Consider the following 22932-nt stretch of genomic DNA (forward strand, 5'->3'; position numbering starts at 1 on the left):
TTGGGTTACTTTTATAAAATTTAGATAAACCTATTATAGCGCCAATTTCTTTAAATTCTTGATGCTTAGATAGCCGACGTACTCTTTGTCTTCTTTAGCATTCAGCTCATCTATATCACTAATAGGCTCAATCGAAAGCTGAACATTGGAGATAAGATCATTTACGTTATATATGTCATCTATATCTACTGCAAACTTATCATCAATATGAGAAGCTGCATTAAAAGGTGACGTTTCATCTTTCAAAGTAAATTGCTTATAAAAATCACTTTTCTTCGCTTGTTTGATGGCGTCAGCTTGGTTAGGTGCAACGATAAGTAGCTTGTAATGAAATTCTTCAAAACTGCCCTGCTGATAGCCACCTAGATTGATAAAGAATAACCTTAAGTCAGTAGCAGCCTCTACTTGCTCACTTGATTCAATTAACTTGATGGTGTAATTACCCACTTTAGTAATTGCTCGATAAGAATCTATATGCCATTTATTTTTTACCTCAGGCCAATGTTCATTGATATCTGCTATCAAGCCACTCACTTGACTGGCTGCACCAAAAAAAATATCGTGTTGCTCAATCAGACGGCCTTTAGGACGGCCGCCCAGTTGAACCATATATAGTGTTAGCATTTTACGTAATCTCTATTAAACCAAAATCCATAGTTAATCTAAAGGTAATGCTGTCATTGCTAGGATAGAATGTTTTTAAGTACTGTCATACTGGAACTACTCTACCCGTCTTCAATGCAAATGCCCAATCTTCACGTCCATTTTTTAGGGCCATATTTGCTGCTGCTTCATGGTTATAAGCCACCTTGACATGCTCTGTTTGCCAATGTTTACCTTGTTGAGTCTCAATACACTTGATAAGAGCATAATTAGCATGAGGCGAATAAGTTTGCATCTTATGAATAGTAGGCAAATCATCTTCGTAAGCTGGATAGCCAACGCTACCACTATTCACAATAGTTTGTCCTGACGACAGTACTACTGTTCGTGGGATATGTGTGTGACCACATAAGATAACATCATTATCAATACCATCGAGTAACGCCAATATAGTCGCATCATTACGCACTATTGGTTGACCCGTTTCGATATCCTCTAGTAAATATATCATGTCATCGGTCGGTGAACCGTGGCAGAGGTATACATCCTCACTTACATGAAAATCAAATGGCAAAGACCGCATCCATTCAATTGCTTTTTTAGAGAGATCTTTGATAATAAAACCCATGGTTGGATTATTAGCAATTTCTGCCGTAGTGGCTTCATAAATCTGCCTATCCTGATTGCCTCTAATAGTAATAATGTCATCTCGATTTGCCATTAATAGCTCATAGGTAGTATGAGGCGCTATTGGCCCGTATAAAATATCACCAAGATTGACAATCTGATCAACATCTCGATATCTTATATCGGCAAGCACAGCTTCAAGAGCGTAGACATTACTATGAATATCTGAAATCGCAGCGATGGTTGTTATCTGTTTCTTTTCTAAGTTATCCATTTCCTGACTCACTAATCAAAAACTGCTTTACAACGTCAACGGTTGCTAACGGATCTTCTTCATGCGGTACATGACCTAAGTTATCAAATATCTTAAGCTGACTATTACGCATATCTCTATGAAATAACGCGGCGTTTTCTACAGGAATAAGATCATCTTTTGCACCCCATAAGATCAAAGTCGGCATGTCTAGCTGCTTTATTTGCAATTGATCGCTCTCATCATCAGTTTCATTTAGGCGACGACTCAAAGCCTGCCGATTACCTTGGCGCAAGGTCAATTCATAGTATCTGTTAATCAATTCCTCATCGACTTTGCTGTCATCGGCATACACGCTTAAAACGCTTTTTTCGACGACACTTCTGGGTAGGGTACGATTTAAAATTGGTGACATCATTGGATATTTAGCAAGTTTAAAACCAATAGGAATATGTTTTGGCGTTGCTGGATAACCAACTGAGTCTACCAATATTAATCGACTGACACGCTCAGGATGCAAAGCTGCGGTGCGCCACGCTACCTTGCCTCCTAATGAATTACCGGCTAGCGTAACACGATCTAATTTCAAATGATTGAGCACCTGAATGACAAACGCCGCATAATTTTCGCTGCTATATCGCGTGCTCTCGTCCACGTAAGGACCAGTCAAACCGAACCCTGGCAAATCCATGCTCACGACACAGTATTGATCAGACAGCGCCTTGGTCCAGCCCTCCCATGTATGCAAACTTGCCGATGTTCCATGCAATAAAACGATTGTTTTAGGTCGGTTTTCTTCGGCTGTATTGTCACGATTTGCATGACAATTAGCTGACTGTACTACATGCGCCTGCATACCTTGTATGTCTATAAATTCGCTATTAGGTAGTTGCCATTGTTTTAGCTCAGCGACGGTACGATCAGGCGCCCAGTATTTTGCTATAAATACCATTATCACAGCAATTGCGCCTAGTATTATGAGAATAACCGCTTTCAATAAATACTGTGTCATGTGATCAAATCCATTTAATAAGATGACGTTAATGATAAACATTCTATACCGTTAGCTCGTATGATAAGCCATAAAAAACCCCAACGTTCAATTTGTCTTGAACATTGGGGTTTTTAGCATTTGTACATATGACTGTGTCTACATGAGTTATTTAACTACAGTAAGAAAAAGTATGCCCAACACCCAACGATGATAGTAGAGATAATATTAAGGATGACACCTGTACGTATCATCTCTGTTTGCTTGATCAAACCTGTACCAAACACAATAGCATTCGGCGGCGTAGCAACTGGTAGCATAAAGGCACAAGACGCACCGATACCAATAATAAGTACTAAGACCTCACTCGGTATACCCATATGCTCGGCAATTGCCACAAATACAGGTACTAAGAGCGCGGCTGAAGCCGTATTTGATGCAAACTCTGTCAAGAAAATAATAAAGGCTGAGATTGCAAGCATCACCACCAATAGTGGCGCTGTTTGTAAGCCATTAGCAACTGTTTCGCCCAACACTAATGACGCACCTGATACTTTTAGGATATTTGATAGCGCAATACCGCCACCAAATAACATGAGTACGCCCCAATCCGTATTGTCTGATACTTGTTTCCAAGAAACTAGACCCAAACTCACGACCGCCACTGCTGCAAGTAATGCAACAACGGCATCCGTATCTTCAATACCAACTGCAGCACCAAGTTGCTTAGACAACATCCAGCTAGCTGCTGTGACAATGAAAACAGTAATTGTTAATAGGCGGGTTTTGGTCCAAGGAATGATTTCATCTTGCTCTAGCTGCATAGTACGGTTTAGGTTCGGCTTTAGATACAAATACATCGCACCCAACAGTACTGGTAATAGTATCAGCATCATTGGGATACCAAACTTCATCCAATCAACAAATGCGATATCCAATGCTTTTGCGGCAATCGCATTTGGTGGCGAGCCGACAATCGTGCCCAAACCACCCAAACTTGCTGAATAAGCAATACCAAGCAGTACAAACACAAAAGTACCGCGATCTTCTTTACTATCAACTTGCGTCAAAATACCGAGTGCCAATGGGAGCATCATTGCCGTTGTCGCTGTATTTGAAATCCACATGGACAAGAATGCCGTCACACCAAATATCAAAAATACTGCTGTACTGAGCTTGCCGCCCGACAACGATAGAATTTTTAGCGCGATTTTTCTATCGAGCTTTTGTACATGTAACGCGGCAGCCAAGGCAAAACCACCAAAGAAGAGATAAATAATGGGGCTGGCAAAGCTCTGCAGACCTACTTCAGCATTAAAATCAGGAATGCCAACCAAAGTACCAACTACAACCACTAAAATCGCAGTGATAGTGACATGTATCGCCTCAGTGAGCCATAGCACGCCAATAAAGAATAACAACGCTAACCCTTTATTCGCATTGATGTCGAACGGCAACACATTGTAAATAATCAACGCAATAATCGCGGCAATCGCGACAACGATCAGCCCTTTGCCTGTACCTTTTGGGAAAGTATCAGTAAATAAATATTCATTGCCATCATTAGGAAGATGGCTATCTAGCTTTTGCTCTGACATAGAATGTCCTTATTGAATCAAAGACGGTGTAAGAAACCTAAAAATAAAACATAAATTATTGGTTAGTGTATTTTGATAAATACATGAACACTGAGGTAAATCTAATTATCTACAGACATCACTTGAGATATATACGTCGAAACTCGTCTTTCTACAACTTATGTTAGAAATCCGTAAGCTTAGTCGTTAACCACGTGATCAGCTGCATGGTTGATTGCAGCATTAGTTACACATAGTCACTAAACAAGTGTACTCTGTATATGTACAAGACTATAACCACACTGCATACTAGATAAGTTAAATAAAAGCCAAGCGCTACTAAATACGAGCATCAACAAATAAAGATTTAATTAAAACATCTCTATTAAGAAGTAAATAAAAATACTGGAGTACTTTATGACAGACTCAAATAAAACGGACTCAACGACCAAAATGGCACCAAAAGACATCAATCAAGATGGCCTAGCCAAAGAAGATCAACAACGTACTGACGACTCTATGCTCGATATGATGCAAGGGATGCATGAGCACGAAGACCATAAAGAATAAGACCAAAGCATGTTTTAACAGCTCGCTATTCTACACCTAAATAAACATGTAAAAACCAATACGGTTAATAACAGGCATGATAGGCGTTTATCACTATGATAAGCGCCTATCTTTTTTTGGTTGTCTCACTTCTGGCAGATGGTCTGAGACATAGTTATATATAAATGCTGCTGTCGACACAATCGCGATGGGAACAAACAAAGCATCATAGCTGACTTTTGCAAACAAGAAAGCACCTACTGCACTACCACCGCAGAAGCAATACCAGATAATGGCTTGGAACCCCAAGGTTGGCTTACTAATAGAGCGACCAGCAAGCCAGTTACCGATTGCTGCACCCATGTCTGAGGTCAGCCCTGTTAAGTGAGTGGTACGAATGACCGCCCCACTATAAGTTGCCACCATCGCGTTCTGCAATCCACATGCCATTGCTGCTGCTAATTGCCCTAAGTAATCATGCTGCTGATACAACCAATAGCTAACTAACAGTAGCGCTGCTTCTAGATATAGCGCTCGTCCATAACGACGACCGAGTTTCAATGATGTCTGTCCAATGACAAAACCGCTTAGTATAGCCCCTGCCAAAAAGGACAGCAACAAGGTACCAATATATAAAATACTACGCGCGTCTGAATGAGCGATAGCCGCTGCAAACAAGCTTACATTGCCCGTGACATGCGACACTGATAAATTGGCAAACCCCATTAATGCCGTCGTATTCACGCAACCAGCACTAAATGCCAATACTGCCCCGCCCCATAGTATCCACTTTGGTAACTTGGTTATCATATCCCTCGCTCAAAGGCACGTAGCTAAAAAAGCGCAATGCTAAAAAAAACACGTAGCCAAAAAGACTCATAGTATAACTAGAAAAGACAGCCAATTGGCTGTCTTTTCTATTATCAAACGAATCATCTATAACAATCACTGTGCTGGTTCATCAAGCATCATCAACTGCTCACTGATAGCAACTGTATTAAAACCTGCATCAACGAACATAATCTCACCTGTGATACCAGATGCCCAAGGCGACAATAGGAACAATGCGGCGTTGCCTACTTCTGTCTGTGTGATGTTGCGCTGTAGTGGCGCAATTTTTTCGCTGATATCGAGCATTTTACGGAAAGATTTAATGCCACTAGCCGCTAGCGTGCGGATAGGACCTGCAGATATCGCATTAACACGGATACCTTCACCGCCCATAGACGTTGCTAAATAACGAACGCTGGCTTCTAAACTGGCTTTTGCCATACCCATGACATTATAGTTTGGCAATACTGAAATGCTGCCTTCGTAGGTCAATGTCAACATAGAACCATGACGCATCGCTAGTAACTCACGAGCCGCTTTAGCCAATGCAACGAAGCTATAGCTAGAGATATCATGCGCGATATGACTGCCTTCACGAGTCGTGGCATTGACAAAATCGCCATCCAACTGATCCATCGGTGCAAATCCAATGGCATGTACCACACCATCAATACCGTCGCCCCAGTGAGCAGTCACTTGCTCAAAGCATGCAGCAATTGATTCATCAGAGGCTACGTCACATTCTAGAACCAAATCTGCTTCGAATTTTTCAGCGGCCATATCGACGCGTTTTTTGATTTTGTCATTCGGGTAAGTCAGGATTAGTGAGGCCCCTTCGCGGTGCAGCGCTTCTGCGATAGCCCAAGCGATAGAGAGTTTACTTGCGATGCCAGTTACGACAAATCGTTGTCCTTGCAGTAGCATAAGATTTCCTTTTGAATCAATCGAGATGATTTAGAATAAGAATTAATTTAGAGTAATTAGAAGATTGAGACTACTAAATAGTACAAATGAAAAGATGAGTTATTATACACGAATTAATTTAAGTAAACAGTCGTAAACTGTATTTGGTGCTTGTTATTGGATTGACTAATATAAACAACTAATAACGTCAAAATGACTAATAGCAGCTCATCACTTGAAATAGTATCGACAATAAGCATTTTTAGCGAGTTATTACAGTGCATTTTAGCATCAACGCTTCAAGATAAAATACTCAGACTATAGTAGTTTGCTTATTTTATGAGAAAAATTGCACTTAGAATATTAACACTACAACCGTTTCAATTAAGTACCAAGCACTCCTTTATTGATTAAAGACTCAACTGCTAGCCACAGCAGTATGAAGTTCAGCAGATTTCGAGTATAATCACAGCCCTTCCCAGCTTGCACAATTTTTATAAGAATCCTCACATGATAGGATTCAACGTTAAGCTACACCCACATTTTGGATGGCTGCCAAACTTATGAGTAACACCCCCATCATAACCCCAGATTATAAAGAAGGTACCGAATCTTATCGCCAACTGATTGCTTCAACTGGCGAAGACTTAGATCGTCCGGGTTTGCTAGATACGCCTGTACGTGCTGCAAAGGCTTTTGCCCATCTGACCCAAGGCTATCATCAAAGTATAGATGAAGTGGTCAATGATGCTGTGTTTCCATCAGCGAATCGCGAGCTGGTACTGGTACAGAACATTGAGTTTTATTCACTGTGTGAGCATCATATGCTACCGTTCCATGGTGTCGCTCATATCGGCTACTTACCTGACGGCCAAGTACTGGGACTGTCAAAATTTGCCCGTATCGTCGATATGTTTGCCCGTCGTTTGCAGATACAAGAAAACCTAAGTGAGCAGATTGCACAGACAATCATGGATGTTACTGGCTGCCGCGGCGTCGCAGTCGTTATGGATGCATCACATATGTGTATGATGATGCGCGGTGTTAGCAAACAGCATTCAACCACGCGTAGCACCGCGATGCTTGGCGAATATCAACACAATAATCAAGCCCGTAATGAATTTTTAGGCGCTGTACCTAAGCGTCAACCAGCATTTTAAGTCGCTGTTAATTGCTTAAGCTGCTGTGAATAGCAGCCAAATAAAAAGGACGCATCATATGCGTCCTTTTTGTTTGGCCGAGCGATAAAAAAATAGTACTAACCAACTGGTTTTACATCATCTATCCAATCACCATAACCAGCAGCTTCCATATCTGCAAGCGGAATAAAGCGGAGCGCTGCTGAATTCATGCAATAGCGTTTGCCTGTCGGTGCTGGACCGTCGTCAAATACATGGCCCACGTGTGAGTCCGCGTAACGGCTACGAATTTCAGTACGAGTTCCAAATATTCCTCGATCTGGCTTTTCAACCACTAAGCTCGTATCCAATGGGCGAGTAAAGCTCGGCCAGCCCGTACCAGACTTATATTTATCACGCGAAGAATACAGTGGCTCACCAGATACGACGTCTACATACAATCCAGGCGCTTTATTATCCCAATATTCATTATCAAAGGCGCGCTCAGTACCTTCTTTTTGAGTGACTTTGTACTGAATATCATTAAGTGACTTCTTTAGCGCATCTTGTGAAGGTTTTACAAATGTATCTGGGTTAAAACCTTTGCTTACTTTGCTATCTGATGTGTTATTTGACGTCACTTGCTGTGTGCTATCTGCTTCGGGCGTAAACTTACTAAAATCAAGCTCGTAGTTTTTACCATAGACACTCTCGATAAATTGATAGCGACCAGAATTGAAGGTATAAGCTTTATAGCGTATCGGGTTCTTTTTATAGTAATCTTGATGATACTCTTCAGCAGGATAAAAAGTGCTAGCAGGAACAATCTCGATCACTACTGGTTTATCATACACACCAGAGGCTTGTAGTGATTGCTTGGCCGCTTCTGCGATTTGCTTTTCTTGCGCATTATTATAAAAAATTGCTGGACGATACTGTGTGCCACGATCAACATACTGTCCTTTATCATCAGTAGGATCAGCAATTCTCCATAGCGCCTGCACTATGCCATTGTAAGTAATTTTCTTAGGATCATAATACACCTGCGCCGCTTCTGTATGCCCAGTACCACCTGCTGATACCTGCTTGTAGGTTGGGTTTTCAGCGGTGCCACCCGTATAGCCAGACACGACTTCTACCACGCCAGGAATTTTTTCATAACCTGCTTCAACACACCAGAAACATCCACCCGCTACCGTGGCTACTGCCAATCCTGGCGTAGTCGGTGCATATGGGTTAGCGGCAGTTGTATTCTTTACAGTAGAGCTGTTTTCAGTTGATGCGCAGCCTGCGTAAATCGCACTACTCGCTATGATAACTAACCCTATAATTTTAGATGGTAATATGCGATTCATAAAAATCTCCTAAGCGTAATGTCCTTTAAATATCCTAACGCTTTTGTATCACTGAAACATTCCTATACTGTAATATATTTACAGTTTATTAAGATATTTTTTATCAACTGAGTGCAATCACAAGATAAATTAAACGATTATTTCGTAACGATCATATATTTTAGTATGACTTAACTATAGAAATAAGACGAAAACTTTATTATCTCAATGCATTAAAAAAGCCTATCCTCCAAAGAGTAATAGACTTTTTTATTTTAATAACACTAGCTCTATCAAAAATTATGACGCTGTTTCATTATTACTATCAGCACGTTCGTCACTTGCCTGCTTAATCTTCGCTAGAATTTCTTTAATTTCAGCGGCTGATAGATAAGTTGGCACGGCATAAGTATCACTGACTTCTTTTGCAGCGGCCTTTGCAATATCATTAAAGTCACTGTTTTGCATACCATTGACAGTCGGATCAATATTTAGATCTGCAATCAAGTCTCTAACTTGCGTGATAAGGTGATCTGCTATCTCACTATCGCCATTAGCTGCTTGACCATCCTGTACCATACCAGTTCTTTTAGCCAATGCAGCCAGTCTTTTTTTGCTCGCTTTACGATTGACGTCAAGTACATAAGGCAATACGATGGCATTGGCACGACCATGCGGAATACTATAGTAAGCGCCTAACTGATGCGCGATAGCATGCACATAACCCAGACCTGCTTTATTAAAGGCGATCCCGCCGTAATGAGCGGCGATACCCATCTCTTCTCTTGCTTTTAGATTGCTACCATCTTTATAAGCTAGTGGTAAGTAATGCATAACAGATTTTACGGCAGAGGCTGCATAATAATCTGTCTCTACACTGGCATTAGCACTCATCCATGCTTCTAAGGCATGAGTCAATACATCAATACCAGTATCTGCTGTAATATGGGCTGGCATGCCTTTCATGATAACTGGATCAATCGCAGCGGCTAGTGGTACCATTCTTGGATCGATAGACAATGCTTTCTGATGCGTTTTATCATCCGATACTACTGCGCCAAGTGTCGCCTCTGAACCCGTGCCAGCCGTCGTTGGTACGCAGTATAGCGGCGTCGCAGGCTTTCTTGCTTTAAGAATACCGATTAGCTGTTTGGGCTTGCACTTGTTGCCTTGAGACATGGCTATCATTTTGGCCGCATCGATCACTGAACCGCCACCAATAGCTATGATAGAATCACAATTGGCTTCGATAGACTGACGTAGCCCTTCTTCAACTACTTTAAAAGTAGGATCTGGCGTAATACCATCATAGATGTGATAACTGATATTTTTCGCATCTAGATAATCAGTGACTTTCGCAGGTATGCCCAGTTTGTTGAGCACTGTATCCGTGACAATAAACACATTGGTATTGCCTTCATTGATAAGCATATCGCATAGCTCATTACAGGCAGTCTCGCCAACGAATAACATCGGTCTTCTGATAGGTATCACATAAGACACTGCTTTTAATACCTTCGCCCGAGTTTTAGCGACAGCCAAATAACCAGCATGCTGCAAACTGTTGTTCTTTACCAATTTAGTAATACTGTTTTGTGTTTTCATGAGCACAAAAATCCTTTTTAATGATGGTTTTAACTGCAATAAAGACCGTTTTGGGCAACCAGTTAAATATTACTAATTTACGAGCGCCAGAATGTATAAAGATACGCATCACAGCATTATAAAATGGGCAGCTCTCTAAAATTATTGTACCACTGCTTTTTTCGTTATGTCGCTATTATTATGAACTGTGATGTGTCAATTTTATACCAAGCCACTTATTTTAGTCGCTTAGTTTGATTGATCAGTCTCAGTGACTACAGTAAGTCGTTTAAACTAGTCAGTACTTGCCTTTAACAGCTGCTGAGTGTAAGTATGTTGTGGGTGATTGAAAAGATCTTCGGTACGTCCAGATTCTACGCAAGTGCCTTGTTTTAACACCATAATATGCTGACACAGTGCACGTACTACTTTGAGATCATGGCTGATAAAGACATAGCTGACTTGTAGTCTTTCTTGAATTTCACGTAATAAACTAACTACTGTTACCTGTGTGGTACTATCGAGCGCAGAGGTCGGCTCATCCAATATAAGTAAGCTTGGTTTCATAATGAGGGCACGCGCCAGTGCCACGCGTTGACGCTGACCACCCGATAGCTCGTGCGGATAACGCTGTGCAAATGCTAAAGGCAAATGTACCGTAGCAAGACTATCTAGCACCGCTTGCTGACGGGCGACTTTATCCACGCCTTGTACTAACAATCCTTCTTCAACGATTTGCATGACTGTCATACGCGGATTAATACTGGCAAATGGATCTTGAAATACCATCTGAATTTGCGAGCGGAAGTTACGCAGCCCCTTTTTGGATAGTGCTGAGATATCTTGATCATTGACCACTATCTGCCCACTCACACGTGCTTGGTTGCTCAGTAGTTGGCTAAGTGCCAGCGCAATGGTGGTTTTACCAGAGCCAGACTCACCGACGATACCCAATGCCTGACCTTTTTGCAGTGTCATATCGACATCTTTGACCGCGTCAAACCAGCGCTTGGTACCTCCAAGCAGACCTTTTTCAATTGGGAACTGTACATTAAGGCGCTTCACTTCTAATACGCTTGATTGTTTATCTGCGTTATCGTCTTCTATGGTTAATGCTTGCCCAAAGTCTTGCTTGATAAGTGTGCGAGTATAATCGGCCTTAGGATGATCAAATACCGAAGATGTTTTACCCTGTTCAATCGTTTGACCTTGGCGCATAACGATGACCTCATCACTATAGCGCCTGACCAGATTGAGATCATGACTGATTAATATCATCGCCATATTGTGCTTGCGTTTAAGATCATCTAGTAGCGCCAAAATCTCATGCTGCAAAGTAACATCGAGCGCAGTCGTTGGCTCATCAGCAATTAGAATATCAGGCTGCTGAGCCAATGCCATGGCAATCATCACTCGCTGGCGCTGACCACCTGATAACTCATGTGGGTAACGATTCAATTTGTCAGCAGGATCTGCAATATTGACATCATTTAGCAAAGCGATGCTGGTGTCTCGCCATTGCTTCTTAGGTACGCCGCTTAGACGCAACGATTCAGCAATTTGTTTCGCAACTGTATGCAACGGATTTAATGCGGTCATCGGCTCCTGAAATACCATACCGATACGCTGTCCACGAATAGACCGTAGTGCAGCGTTACGCGCCTTATCATTCGCTATGGGCAAGGTAGACATACCTGCTGTATCAGCCAGCTGCACTGCACCTGTGATGGTTAGGCTGTCTGGTAACAGACCTAGTAGCGCAAGACTAGCAATTGATTTGCCAGAGCCTGACTCACCAACAATGGCCAAGGTCTGCCCTTGTCTTAGCTCATAAGACAGCGCATCGACCAACTGGACACCTGTAGTCGTAGTAATAGTTAATCTATCTACGGTTAGCATGAGCTTATCTTGTTCACGATGAAGACTTTCATTTGGCGCATTGCTGTGCTCGGTAGCGATAATATTTTCAGTCATATTAAGAGCGCCTCGGATCAAATGCGTCACGCAGTGCTTCACCAACGAAGATAAGCAATGACAAAATAAAGGTCAAACTAAAGAACCCTGACAAGGCAAGCCACGGTGCATCAAGGTTATTTTTACCTTGTACCATTAGCTCACCAAGAGACGGCGAGCCAGGCGGCAATCCATATCCCAAGAAATCCAGCGCAGTCAAAGCGATAATATTGGCCGTTAGAATAAATGGCAACTGCGACAAACTAGAAGCTAACGCATTGGGTAAGATATGTCTGAGCATGATTTGGCTGTCCGAAACGCCTAAATTGCGTGCAGCTCGCACATAGTCAAAATTACGGGCTCGCAAAAACTCTGCTCGTACCAAACCGACCAAACCCATCCAACCGAACAACAGCATCATGGCGAACAGCATAATAATACTAGGACTAAACAGACTGACCAAAATAATGATCATAAACAGCTGAGGCATACCGCCCCAGACTTCCATAAATCGCTGCCCTGCTAGATCTACCCAGCCACCATAATAACCTTGTACCGCACCGACGATAATTCCAATCAGTGCGCCCGCAAGCGTCAAGGCCAGACCAAACAGTAACGACACTCGCATACCATAAAGTATCCGTGCCAGCACATCACGCCCCATATCATCAGTGCCAAGCCAGTTCTGAGCATTGGGCGCTGCTGGATAAGGTAGACCAAGCTCGACATTCGGTGTCTGGTCGGCAAACGGAATAAGCGGCATTAGATAAAAACCTTGCTCATCAATCAGCGACTGCACTGCAGGATCTTTATAATTGGTTTCGGTCTCAAACACACCGCCAAACGTCGTTTCAGGATAGGCCTTTAATACTGGAAAGTAATAATCGCCTTGATACTGCACTAATAATGGTTTGTCATTGGCAATGACATTAGCTGCCATGCAGATGACAAATATCACTGCGAAAACAAACAGCGATATCACTCCAAGTCGATTTTGGCGAAAGCGATTTAAACGCGCTTGCCAGATAGGATTTAAGCGTTGCTTTTTTGTGGTAGATAGCTGCTCAGGCATTGACGATTTATCTGGTTCGCTATTAATAGGACTGCTCTTTGATAAAGGTTGATTATTTGACATTAGCGCCCCTCAAAATCAATACGAGGATCAATTAAGTGATAACTCAAATCACTGATTAATTGCAGTAGCAGCCCCACTAACGTAAAGATAAATAGCGTACCAAATATCACTGGATAATCGCGTTGTTGAATGGCTTCAAAACCTAACAAGCCCAAGCCATCTAGTTTAAAGATAATTTCAATCAAAAAATTACCCGCAAAGAAGATACCAACGATAGCGGCTGGAATACCTGCAATGATAATCAACATTGCATTGCGAAAAACATGTCCGTATAGCACTTGACGCTCACCTAAGCCTTTAGCACGAGCGGTCAGTACGTACTGCTTGCCCAGTTCCTCTAAAAAGCTGAATTTAGTCAGATAGGTCAAACCTGCAAAACCGCCTACAGTACTTGCCAGCAGCGGTAACGCTAAATGCCAAAAGTAATCTTTCACTTTACCAAGCGTGCTTAGCTGATCAAAGTTTTCGGACGTCAATCCTTGCAGTGGAAAAATATTCCAATAGCTGCCGCCCGCAAAGAACACCAGTAAAATCACTGCAAAGACAAACACAGGTATCGCATGTCCGATCGCTAGCAGCATAGCCGTGGCTTTATCAATGCCTGAGCCATGATGCATCGCTTTATAGACGCCTAGTGGAATAGCTATCATATAGATGAGCAGCGTACTCCATAGTCCAAGCGATATCGAGACTGGTAACTTCTCTACGATAAGATCGGTCACCGACTGCCCTTTAAAAAACGACTCACCAAAATCTAGCTGAGCGTAGTTCTTTAACATGAGCCAAAACCGCTCTGGAGCGGATTTATCAAAGCCATATTGAGCGTTGATTGCGGCGACCATCTCCTCAGAGAGACCACGCGTGCCTTGATAAGTGCTGTCGTTGCCACCTGCACTGCCCGCGCCGATATTACCGCCAAGCGCATTGTCTTTTGCGCCCTGTTCAATCAGTGCCAGCTGCTGCTCAACAGGCCCACCAGGTGCCGCCTGTACGATCACAAAATTGGCAAGCAAGATCAAAAATAGTGTCGGCAATATCAGTAGTAGTCTTTTTAAGATATAACGACCCATAATGGCGACTTCCTAAATAAAGAGAGAGGACAATGACGTTCAGCAGTGAGTTGCTTGTGCTAAAAAGGTGCTAGAAAGCAAACTATTTGTTAAAAACTTACTTTAAAAGTTATTTTTCAGCTCACGTAACGCTGCAAATACCGTCAATGACTTCTCATCATCGATAGGCATTTTTGATTTAACTCCTGCGATTACACTCGGCTCTTGTGTACGTAAAAACACGTTTACCGTGCGTTCATGCTCTAGTGTTACTGGCAGTGTTGCCATGCCTTGCTCAGTTTGCGCCTCTGCTCGTGCTAATGCTTGCTGCATCGCTTCGTTGTCAGGTTCAATAGACAGGCCAAAACGCAGATTACTCGCTGTATATTCATGCGCAGGATACAGTAGCGCCTCATGAGGTAAGCCGTTCAAACGCTTAAAGCTCTCATGCAATTGCTCAATCGTACCAGTAAACACACGTCCACAACCTGCACTAAACAACGTATCACCGCAGAAGCAGTGCTTTTGCCCATCGATATCTAAGATATAAGCCATATGGCTAGCGGTATGCCCTGACACATCCCAGACTTGCGCAGAGCAACCCCATGCGCTCACCGTGCTACCATCTTTAATAGTTTGATCTTCATCGACGTCATGCTCACTATGCGCAACCAGATGAGTCATCGGATACGATTCCTGTAACTCTGCGACGCCGCCGATATGATCATGATGATGGTGAGTCGTCCAAATCGAGGTTAGCTCAAGCTCATGCGTCTCTAGATAATCAATGACTGGTTGAGCTTGACCTGGATCGATAACAATCGCCTGCTTATTATTTTCATTGATCAATGTCCAGATATAGTTATCGCTAAATGCTTTGATTGGGTGAATACGGATACTCATGTTAAATCCTTACCGGTAGTTATTTTTGTTACGTGTTATTTTAAATTATTTAATCTAACTGTTATCTGATAGCAATAGCATATATTCGATAAAAACAGCATATATGCTCAGCTGTCCGTTGTTATCGGGTCAAACCATATAGTAAATACTGTTTACTGTTTTAAATATTTATTGATACGCCCTTCTGCCTCTTTATCCACCCACCAGTAATCAATACCAACAGCATTGGTCGGTAGTTTTTCGGTATGGCGATACTGATCCCAGTAGGCGACATTGGTGCCAGGCTTACCGTATAGCGGTACGACATAATGCCCTGCGCGCAACAACCGATCTAGCACCTGCGTATACAGTATAATCTCGTCACGATTTTTAGCATTACCAAGGGCAGCAGCGACTTTATCGACAGCTGCATTCTTGATACCAGCACTGTTATGATTACCCGGCTCGTCAGCAGCAGCACTTCCCCAGAATGCCGCTTGCTCAGCACCAGGAGATAGACTTTGGGCAAATACATCCACGACCATATCATAATCGAAACGGCGCATACGCTCATAATATTGCGGCCCATCGACTTGGCGCAATGTTGCATCAAATCCCAAGCGTTTTAGATTACGAATATAAGGCAACAAGACACGGCCCATGGTCTCGCCTGTCATCAAAATCTCAATCTGAGCAAGCGACCCATCAGGCTGATATAGCTTCATATCCTCATAATAAAACCCAGCCTCTAACAATAGCTTACGCGCCTCTAATAACCCTTGACGATTAAAGCCATTACCGTCGCTGGTGGGTAGCTGCCATTCTGCTAATGTTGCTTGGCGCTGTGTCGGTTCAAGCTCAGACAATAACGGTGTTAATACCTGCATTTCTGCATCAGATGGCGTACCCGTAGCGGCAAGCTCTGAACCATGAAAGAAGCTCTGCAAACGCTCATATTGCCCATGAAATAGGGTTTTATTCATCCATTCAAAATCATAAGCAGCTGTCAGTGCTTGGCGAACTTTGATGTCTTGAAAGATTGGGCGACGCAAATTCATCACCAATGCTTGCATCGGTACTGGGTTTTGACTGGTTATCGTCTCTTTTTGGATAAGCCCTGCTTCTACGGCAGGGAAATTATACCCAGTTACCCAGTTAGATGCTTTGTTTTCGGGGCGAAAACGGTATTGACCAGATTTAAAACCCTCAAAGGCAATCTCATCACTTTGATAATAAACAAACTTAATCATATCAAAGTTATAGCGGCCACGATTGACCATCAAATCACGACCCCAATAATTGGGATCACGTATATAACTTACAGAACGCCCTGCATCAACTCGACCCAATTTATAAGGACCGCTACCCATCAATGGTGACAGACTGATTTTCTCAAAATCGGTATCAATGGAAGACTTGGCAAATATAGGGAACTGGCCAACAGTCAGTAAAATCTCTTTGTTTTCAGCAGAGGCAAAGACAAACTTTACTTGTTGATCATTAATGATTTGAATGTCTTTGATATCGCTAAGATAACTGCGAATATACATGGGGCCTTTGTTCAATATCGCCTCAAAAGTTGCTTTTACATCACGACTGGTCACACCCGACCCATCCCAAAAACGAGCATTAGGATTGAGATGATAGATAATCCAGCTCGTATCATCTGGATCATATGTCACTTTACTTGCCAGCTGTGGATACATGGTAAAAGCTTCATTCAATGAGCCGGTCATCAAAGTATCATACAGATAGTCTGTTCCAATCATCGCGACACCCGTGGTCATCCATTTATTGGCGCTATTAAACGTACCGCGAGCATCTAGAGAAAGCATGCCCCCTGATGGCGCTTTTGGATTGGCATAAGGTAAGTAAGGTGCATTGATGTGCTCAGTAGGGCTATTGTGACCAAGCGCGGTCGTCGTGATAGGTGCAGCGATACTGCTCGGTATCCAACTGACAGTGATGGTTAGCAACGTGGCTTTTAACAGGGCGTTTTTTATTATCATGACGTTATAACAAACCTCTATGCTAACCAATATAAATATCAAAACGTAAAGCCTGACAGCAAAACAGCGTTATAGCAAAATTTTATCATAACAAACTTAGGTTTTTTAACCTAATGGTTTGCCGTGGATATGACTTAATGGTGATAGCATTAAGTCATATCCACGGCAAACCATTATTACTACGCGCTAGCATGACCAAACTGTCTGTTTATAAATATAAAAAAGGCGCAACCATGATTAGTTACGCCTTTCTTGATATGAGTTTATATATGAAGACTCTATACGTTAGCGGTTACTCTTTTGCTTATGCATGCTTTTTTTCAAAAGCAATCATAAAGTCAACCAGCTGCTGTGCCCACTCAAGTGGTACGGCATTGTAGATACTGGCTCGCATACCGCCTACATCACGATGACCTTTTAGATTTAACAAGCCAGCTTTTTCTGACTCTTCTAAGAATACTTTATCAAGGCTGCTGTCTGCTAAAGTAAACGGTACGTTCATGATAGAACGATACTTAGAATCTACTGGATTATTATAAAAACTGCTCTCATCGATTGTCTTATAAAGTAAATCGGCTTTTTGCTGATTGATTTTACCGATAGCAGCCACACCGCCCTGCTCTTCCAACCAATCAAACACTAACCCAGCCAAGTACCAAGAATACGTCGCTGGCGTGTTAGACATAGACTCTTTGTCAGCTTGATGCTCATAGTTCAGCAGCATAGGACACCATTCGCTGGCCTGCCCCATCAAATCATCACGGATAATGACAATGACTAGGCCTGCAGGACCGATGTTTTTCTGCGCACCCGCGTAGATCATGCCAAATTTAGACACATCTATCGGCTGTGACAAGATACAAGATGACATATCAGCAATGATTGGCGCATCTACTTGTGGTGGCTCAAATATCTGTAGGCCATGAATCGTTTCATTGGCACAGTAATGAAAATAAGCCGCGTCTTCACTGATGCTCCAATCGCTTTGCGCTGGTACGTCAGTAAAGTTATTCTCTTTGCCAGTTGCAACTAGGTTAATTTCGCCCAGACCCAACGCTTCATAGCGCTTGGCTTCTTTGATCGCTTTACTTGACCATGCGCCTGTCGTCAAATAGTCACCGCGTCCACCATTTAACAGGTTCAATGGAATCGCAGAAAACTGTAAGCTAGCGCCACCTTGCAAAAACAGCACTTTATAATTATCTGGTATTTCCATAAGCGTGCGTAGCTTAGCTTCCGCTTTGTCAGTAATGGCCATATACTCTTTACTACGATGGCTGACTTCCATGACCGACAGGCCGCGACCTTGCCAATCAAGCAGTTCGCTCTGCGCGCGTTCTAATACGGCTGTTGGCATGGTAGCAGGTCCAGCACAAAAATTTGGCAGACGATGCGGTGTGGCAGTTGCTGTAGACGTTGGGGTTGTAGGCATAATCACAGTCCTAGGTATGATGAAATAAAAGGATGTTTTTTATTTCAGTTTGTTGATAAAGGCATTGGTATCGACGTTAGTTTTCATACAACTCAATGAGATATCTGCTCCCACAGCTGACGTTTAGCATCACTGTCTGCGAGCATTTCTTCTAATGTCGGCACAGTGGTCAGATTGGGATGTTGGAGGCCGTCAGGCAGCGCGGTCAGTGCAACAACTTGTATCTCTTCGCTTCGGCCAATTCGAAAAATATATCCTGCAAGACTGGCATTGGCAAGCTCAGCAGTATCCATACCGTCGCAAATCGGGAATGATGTTGTCTCACAAGTGATTGATAGCGCTTGAGTGATGTTTTGCCATAGTTTTTGACTGTCACTATTTAGCGCTTTGATATCAACCAATATTACCCAGTCACCATAGCGGCCACCTTGCAGGTCAAATGGTGCTACTTTTTTTAAGCTATCATCATTTATGCTGTCATCACTAGTACTCTGTGGAAAACTACTTTGCGGAAAATTACTCTGCGCAAATTGAGGTTGCTCAATATGTGCATTCGTAGAGGTTACAGCAGTTTGGTTCGATGCAGTACTTGGGATGTCATGATAGATAGACCCAGCACTTGAACTAACAGCATCTGAACTGACCGTATTTGAATCAACGGAATCAAAACTATAGGTAACAGGGCTTTGCTCACTAGCCGTCTGTTCAGTGGTAGCTTGCAAATCAGTACCATACTCATCGGCAACATAGTCGCTAGCGTTATAATCACTGATATCATAGCCATCAGTCGGTTGATCAACTGTGTCTACAATTCCAGCGCTCGCTACCTCATTGTTGTTAGACTCAATATCAATGGAATCAATATGTGATTGCTCAACCGAAGCTGTCGCAATATCAGCTATATTGATGGTTTCTGACTCAGGCTGTACCCACTGATTGATACCCATCATCGCTAGAATTTGTCGTTGCTGCACACGGCGCTGTAATACAGTTAGCGGGTCTTGGGTATCACTCATTTGACTCTACTATCCCTACTCATTTTGTTTATATCATTTATAAATGTTTTTATTATTTTGGCAGCTCTCACTGAGTATGCATCACACTATTAATCAAATACTAAATACATACCAATCAAAACAACTGTCGAATACCGAGCCAACGCTCTGATATTACCAACAAACAATCGTATTCATCTTGGCTGATTATCGTATCGTGTAACATCACCGTATGCAACGTACTTAGCCATTGGCGATACTCATTATGCGTCGGCTGGCTCATCTCACTTTCATTATAATCTATTTGGCTACCATCCTGTTGCTTCTCTCGATAATTATCAGCATTCTGAGCACCTACCACGCGCTTGAGAGAGTGATTGGCAGAGACAGGAACCGCAGAAATAATCGCCAATAACTGAATGCCATTCAAATGCTGTGCTGTCAATAATAGCCACTGCAAATTAACATCGCTTACTGTCACAAGATCAATATCAATCAAGCGCGCATGTCGTCTCAAATCTACAATATAATGCGCTACACTGTCGTTACCTTCACTCAATAACGATCGGTCATGCATTGAGATCATCTGACCTTTTGCATCTTTTGATAGTCGATAAGCCAATAAGACAACAACTGATACTTCTGATTTATTAAGACCTGTAAATACTTGACCCGAAGGATCTAGTTGCGATCTTACGTCTTCCATACCAGTATTCAGTATTTGCGGCCATAGAGACTGCGCGTCTGTATCTTGTAAAACTTCAGATAATATTGGTAGCAACTGCTGCAAATGTAACGCTTGCCATAATGATAATATTGGCGATTTTTGATGTGCTAAAGCTAACGAATTATTCAGAGCCATAGCATGAGCGTTATCACTAGGTATATTTTGATCTGACAAATCATAAGCTAAGCTTTTGGTTAAGTCAGATGTCAGCTGTTGGCTAAATAACTCAAATATGCCCTGCTGATAACGCCACAACATCGTACGGCATTTTTCTTGTTTTTTATAGTACTGATGACTGTCGTGACTATGATCGTCTTTACTTTTGAGCTTCAGATCTTCGATACATAGTTCAGATAAATTCTGTTGACGTAACTGGTTTAAAGCAAGCTCAATCAAAGCGCTGTCTAAACGCCTGTCCAAACTGGCTACTACTGTCATCAGCTTAGTATCTATCTTATGTAGCAATACTTGCTCATGGGAAGTCGAGTCAGTCGCAACATAGAAGCCATCACTCCAAATATCATTCAAACTATAAGTGACAGTCGTTGATAAGGGTTGATGCTGATGGCAAAGCAAGACAGCTTCGACTAATGCTAGCGCACCTAAAGGATGATAACTATGGTTTAGTATGTACTGAGGTAGCGATACCTTTTGAATATCATTAAATCCAATTAATGTGTTTTCTGGTAGGTCAGCGTCAGGTTTGGACTGCCACGGTTTTAATAGCTGGTGAACGCCAAAGTCTTCGGCCTGTACTTGAAGCCGCCCATCGACCACCACATCAGCTTCTACGGCAAACTCTAAACCGTCATCAATCTCTGATTCGCCATTATCTTTATTACGATTTTCGCTTATAGATTCAGCAAGGACTTTTGTGTCATTTGTCTGTTTAGCGTCACCTATATTAATCGTTGCAGCTGTTTGAGTCTCAAATACTGACGAATGCCGCGTCTTTTTTTCTGGGAAATCTTCACTTAGGCTATTTTCTTTTGTTGCTCCCCAATCACCTAAGCGGCGTTGCCTATATATTTCTTTGACCTTTTGCTGATTTATTCGCTTTTCTTTGGCGACTTGTACCGCGAACTGATGATAAGCATCCGCATTAATAGCGCTCATACGCTCAGTCAAGCTTGGGTGTGTGGCAAACCATGACACATCCCCTAAGTCTGCCCCACTACTAGCAAAGAAAAAATGACTGAGTCCATTGATATCAGCAATGCCAGACAAACGCGAGCCGAGCGAGTCTTGATGAATGGCTTTTAAGGTTTCGATAATCGCAGGCGTACGTGTCAATTGAACACTAGTGGCATCAGCAAGTAGCTCGCGCTCACGATTAAAACTGTGCTTAATCAACTGCGCGCTTGCCATACTGGAGAAGCTTAAACCATGCAGTAGCAATGTCCATACACTACGCGGGGCTTGACGATCTATTATAGGCGGCGTTTGCACCCATTTAGACTGACGCTTGGCTGAGGACTGCTGTTGTTGTGATTGCGGCTGCCAGTAAGCGACCCATTCACTATGCGTGGTGAAATTGGCGGTTTGCGCTTCTGTATTGCGTGCTAGCATATCAACCTGTCTCTGTGATAGAGACTTTTGGGAAATACTATCGCTATCAAAGTGACTATAATTAGAGAGGCGATTAGATATTGGGTCACTCCAGTCGTATAGTATCTGCAAGCCTGCCAATACCACCATCAGCCGTAAGCTGAACGTAGCATCACCGTGCAATATATGACCATATTCATGACCAATGAGTCCGTATAGCGCCTCATCAGACAGTTTATTTAACGCACCTTGGGTAATGACGAGTACCATATCTGAGCTATGGCGACCAGCGACGAAACCATTGATACCCTGCTCGTCAGGTAGCACGTACAAAATAGGAGTTTGCAAACCTGAAGCAATAGCCAGTTGCTGAGCAATTTCATAATAGCGGCGATAGACGGGCGGAAAATCGCGCTCATCACGTACTGCTATATGACGCGAACGATAGCGAACCTTTTCTTCAGCTTCGTGTTGATGAGCGACTCCTTGACTGTGCTCCCATGCTTCTTGACTGTTATCAATGAATAGCCTAACTGCTCCTACTCGCTGAGCAATAGCGCGGCCACCTGCTCGCAGGCGTCGATACTCTAAAAAACTACCACCAACGAAACTACCTAACGTCAAGACAATGACCAGAACCAATACCCAGTGGTATATACCGCCTGTAAATACTGTCAGTAGTATAGACATGACAGCCAGTCCTACAGCCATATGAGCAAGTACAATCAGGAAAAACAGTCCATAAAGTAATAGACTGCGACGCGTACGTATCCGCTGTTCACCAAAAAAATCCATCAGATTAGGCTGCCTAGAGTTCGCCAAAATTGTTTAA

Annotated in this window: 18 protein-coding genes; 2 read left to right on the plus strand and 16 right to left on the minus strand. The window is 42.6% G+C overall.

Going from position 1 to position 22932, the window contains the following annotated elements; all coding sequences use genetic code 11:
- Positions 1-33 precede the first annotated feature (33 nt).
- The 4 genes from SJY28_RS10630 to SJY28_RS10645 form a co-directional block, all read right to left on the minus strand.
- Complete coding sequence (locus tag SJY28_RS10630; RefSeq protein WP_379544424.1) at positions 34-624, minus strand: DUF1543 domain-containing protein; 591 nt, start codon at positions 622-624, stop codon at positions 34-36.
- A gap of 85 nt (positions 625-709) precedes the next feature.
- The gene (locus tag SJY28_RS10635; protein ID WP_379544425.1) at positions 710-1504 is read right to left on the minus strand and encodes a metallophosphoesterase family protein; all 795 of its coding nucleotides are present in this window, start codon (positions 1502-1504) and stop codon (positions 710-712) included.
- Positions 1497-2495, minus strand: coding sequence for an alpha/beta fold hydrolase (locus SJY28_RS10640; RefSeq protein ID WP_379544426.1), 999 nt, complete (start codon positions 2493-2495; stop codon positions 1497-1499). The genes SJY28_RS10635 and SJY28_RS10640 overlap by 8 nt, the downstream gene beginning before the upstream one ends.
- Before the next feature lie 155 nt (positions 2496-2650).
- Entirely contained in the window at positions 2651-4072 is a 1422-nt protein-coding gene (locus SJY28_RS10645; RefSeq protein ID WP_379544427.1) for an SLC13 family permease, read from the minus strand.
- A 396-nt stretch (positions 4073-4468) separates the two neighbouring features.
- Here SJY28_RS10645 and SJY28_RS10650 point away from each other — a divergent pair, with 396 nt between their 5' ends.
- Positions 4469-4621: a hypothetical protein gene (locus tag SJY28_RS10650; RefSeq protein WP_166739249.1), complete on the plus strand. Its 153-nt coding sequence runs from the start codon at positions 4469-4471 to the stop codon at positions 4619-4621.
- 93 nt (positions 4622-4714) lie between these two features.
- Here the strand turns inward: SJY28_RS10650 and SJY28_RS10655 are convergent, their stop codons facing one another.
- Together SJY28_RS10655 and SJY28_RS10660 are read right to left on the minus strand one after the other, a co-directional pair.
- Positions 4715-5410, minus strand: coding sequence for a YoaK family protein (locus tag SJY28_RS10655; RefSeq protein ID WP_379544428.1), 696 nt, complete (start codon positions 5408-5410; stop codon positions 4715-4717).
- A gap of 135 nt (positions 5411-5545) precedes the next feature.
- Positions 5546-6355 (minus strand): enoyl-ACP reductase, encoded by an 810-nt coding sequence (locus SJY28_RS10660; RefSeq protein WP_101205004.1) that lies wholly within the window; start codon positions 6353-6355, stop codon positions 5546-5548.
- Between the two features lie 542 nt (positions 6356-6897).
- Here SJY28_RS10660 and folE point away from each other — a divergent pair.
- Positions 6898-7494, plus strand: coding sequence for a GTP cyclohydrolase I FolE (gene folE / locus SJY28_RS10665; protein WP_379544429.1), 597 nt, complete (start codon positions 6898-6900; stop codon positions 7492-7494).
- Positions 7495-7592: 98 nt separating this feature from the next.
- Here folE and msrB read toward each other — a convergent pair whose 3' ends face one another.
- The 10 genes from msrB to SJY28_RS10715 form a co-directional block, all read right to left on the minus strand.
- The gene (msrB, locus tag SJY28_RS10670) at positions 7593-8807 is read right to left on the minus strand and encodes a peptide-methionine (R)-S-oxide reductase MsrB (protein ID WP_379544430.1); all 1215 of its coding nucleotides are present in this window, start codon (positions 8805-8807) and stop codon (positions 7593-7595) included.
- Between the two features lie 279 nt (positions 8808-9086).
- Positions 9087-10391: an iron-containing alcohol dehydrogenase gene (locus SJY28_RS10675; protein WP_379544431.1), complete on the minus strand. Its 1305-nt coding sequence runs from the start codon at positions 10389-10391 to the stop codon at positions 9087-9089.
- A 273-nt stretch (positions 10392-10664) separates the two neighbouring features.
- Entirely contained in the window at positions 10665-12269 is a 1605-nt protein-coding gene (locus tag SJY28_RS10680; protein WP_379544981.1) for an ABC transporter ATP-binding protein, read from the minus strand.
- 76 nt (positions 12270-12345) lie between these two features.
- Complete coding sequence (locus tag SJY28_RS10685; RefSeq protein WP_379544982.1) at positions 12346-13395, minus strand: ABC transporter permease; 1050 nt, start codon at positions 13393-13395, stop codon at positions 12346-12348.
- 62 nt (positions 13396-13457) lie between these two features.
- Entirely contained in the window at positions 13458-14528 is a 1071-nt protein-coding gene (locus tag SJY28_RS10690; RefSeq protein ID WP_379544432.1) for a microcin C ABC transporter permease YejB, read from the minus strand.
- Positions 14529-14630: 102 nt separating this feature from the next.
- Positions 14631-15410, minus strand: a complete 780-nt coding sequence (gene gloB, locus SJY28_RS10695) for a hydroxyacylglutathione hydrolase (RefSeq protein ID WP_379544433.1) — start codon at positions 15408-15410, stop codon at positions 14631-14633.
- 152 nt (positions 15411-15562) lie between these two features.
- The gene (locus SJY28_RS10700; RefSeq protein WP_379544983.1) at positions 15563-17395 is read right to left on the minus strand and encodes an extracellular solute-binding protein; all 1833 of its coding nucleotides are present in this window, start codon (positions 17393-17395) and stop codon (positions 15563-15565) included.
- Positions 17396-17702: 307 nt separating this feature from the next.
- Positions 17703-18830 carry a 3-phosphoserine/phosphohydroxythreonine transaminase gene (gene serC / locus SJY28_RS10705; protein ID WP_379544434.1) on the minus strand — a complete coding sequence of 376 codons (1128 nt, stop codon included), beginning with the start codon at positions 18828-18830 and terminating at the stop codon, positions 17703-17705.
- Positions 18831-18922: 92 nt separating this feature from the next.
- Positions 18923-19846, minus strand: a complete 924-nt coding sequence (locus SJY28_RS10710; RefSeq protein ID WP_379544435.1) for a DNA polymerase III subunit psi — start codon at positions 19844-19846, stop codon at positions 18923-18925.
- Positions 19847-19961: 115 nt separating this feature from the next.
- The gene (locus SJY28_RS10715; protein ID WP_379544436.1) at positions 19962-22922 is read right to left on the minus strand and encodes a M48 family metalloprotease; all 2961 of its coding nucleotides are present in this window, start codon (positions 22920-22922) and stop codon (positions 19962-19964) included.
- Between the last annotated feature and the right edge of the window lie 10 nt (positions 22923-22932).

This window comes from Psychrobacter sp. R86515, assembly GCF_042466315.1.
Lineage (GTDB): Bacteria > Pseudomonadota > Gammaproteobacteria > Pseudomonadales > Moraxellaceae > Psychrobacter.

Coding starts and splice junctions, on each gene's coding strand:
- SJY28_RS10660 (WP_101205004.1), bottom strand. CDS start 6,355: ATGCTACTGCAAGGACAACGATTTGTCGTAACTGGCATCGCAAGTAAA.
- SJY28_RS10640 (WP_379544426.1), bottom strand. CDS start 2,495: ATGACACAGTATTTATTGAAAGCGGTTATTCTCATAATACTAGGCGCA.
- SJY28_RS10650 (WP_166739249.1), top strand. CDS start 4,469: ATGACAGACTCAAATAAAACGGACTCAACGACCAAAATGGCACCAAAA.
- SJY28_RS10690 (WP_379544432.1), bottom strand. CDS start 14,528: ATGGGTCGTTATATCTTAAAAAGACTACTACTGATATTGCCGACACTA.
- serC (WP_379544434.1), bottom strand. CDS start 18,830: ATGCCTACAACCCCAACGTCTACAGCAACTGCCACACCGCATCGTCTG.
- gloB (WP_379544433.1), bottom strand. CDS start 15,410: ATGAGTATCCGTATTCACCCAATCAAAGCATTTAGCGATAACTATATC.
- msrB (WP_379544430.1), bottom strand. CDS start 8,807: ATGAATCGCATATTACCATCTAAAATTATAGGGTTAGTTATCATAGCG.
- SJY28_RS10675 (WP_379544431.1), bottom strand. CDS start 10,391: ATGAAAACACAAAACAGTATTACTAAATTGGTAAAGAACAACAGTTTG.
- SJY28_RS10680 (WP_379544981.1), bottom strand. CDS start 12,269: ATGCTAACCGTAGATAGATTAACTATTACTACGACTACAGGTGTCCAG.
- SJY28_RS10645 (WP_379544427.1), bottom strand. CDS start 4,072: ATGTCAGAGCAAAAGCTAGATAGCCATCTTCCTAATGATGGCAATGAA.
- SJY28_RS10630 (WP_379544424.1), bottom strand. CDS start 624: ATGCTAACACTATATATGGTTCAACTGGGCGGCCGTCCTAAAGGCCGT.
- folE (WP_379544429.1), top strand. CDS start 6,898: ATGAGTAACACCCCCATCATAACCCCAGATTATAAAGAAGGTACCGAA.
- SJY28_RS10635 (WP_379544425.1), bottom strand. CDS start 1,504: ATGGATAACTTAGAAAAGAAACAGATAACAACCATCGCTGCGATTTCA.
- SJY28_RS10685 (WP_379544982.1), bottom strand. CDS start 13,395: ATGCCTGAGCAGCTATCTACCACAAAAAAGCAACGCTTAAATCCTATC.
- SJY28_RS10710 (WP_379544435.1), bottom strand. CDS start 19,846: ATGAGTGATACCCAAGACCCGCTAACTGTATTACAGCGCCGTGTGCAG.
- SJY28_RS10655 (WP_379544428.1), bottom strand. CDS start 5,410: ATGATAACCAAGTTACCAAAGTGGATACTATGGGGCGGGGCAGTATTG.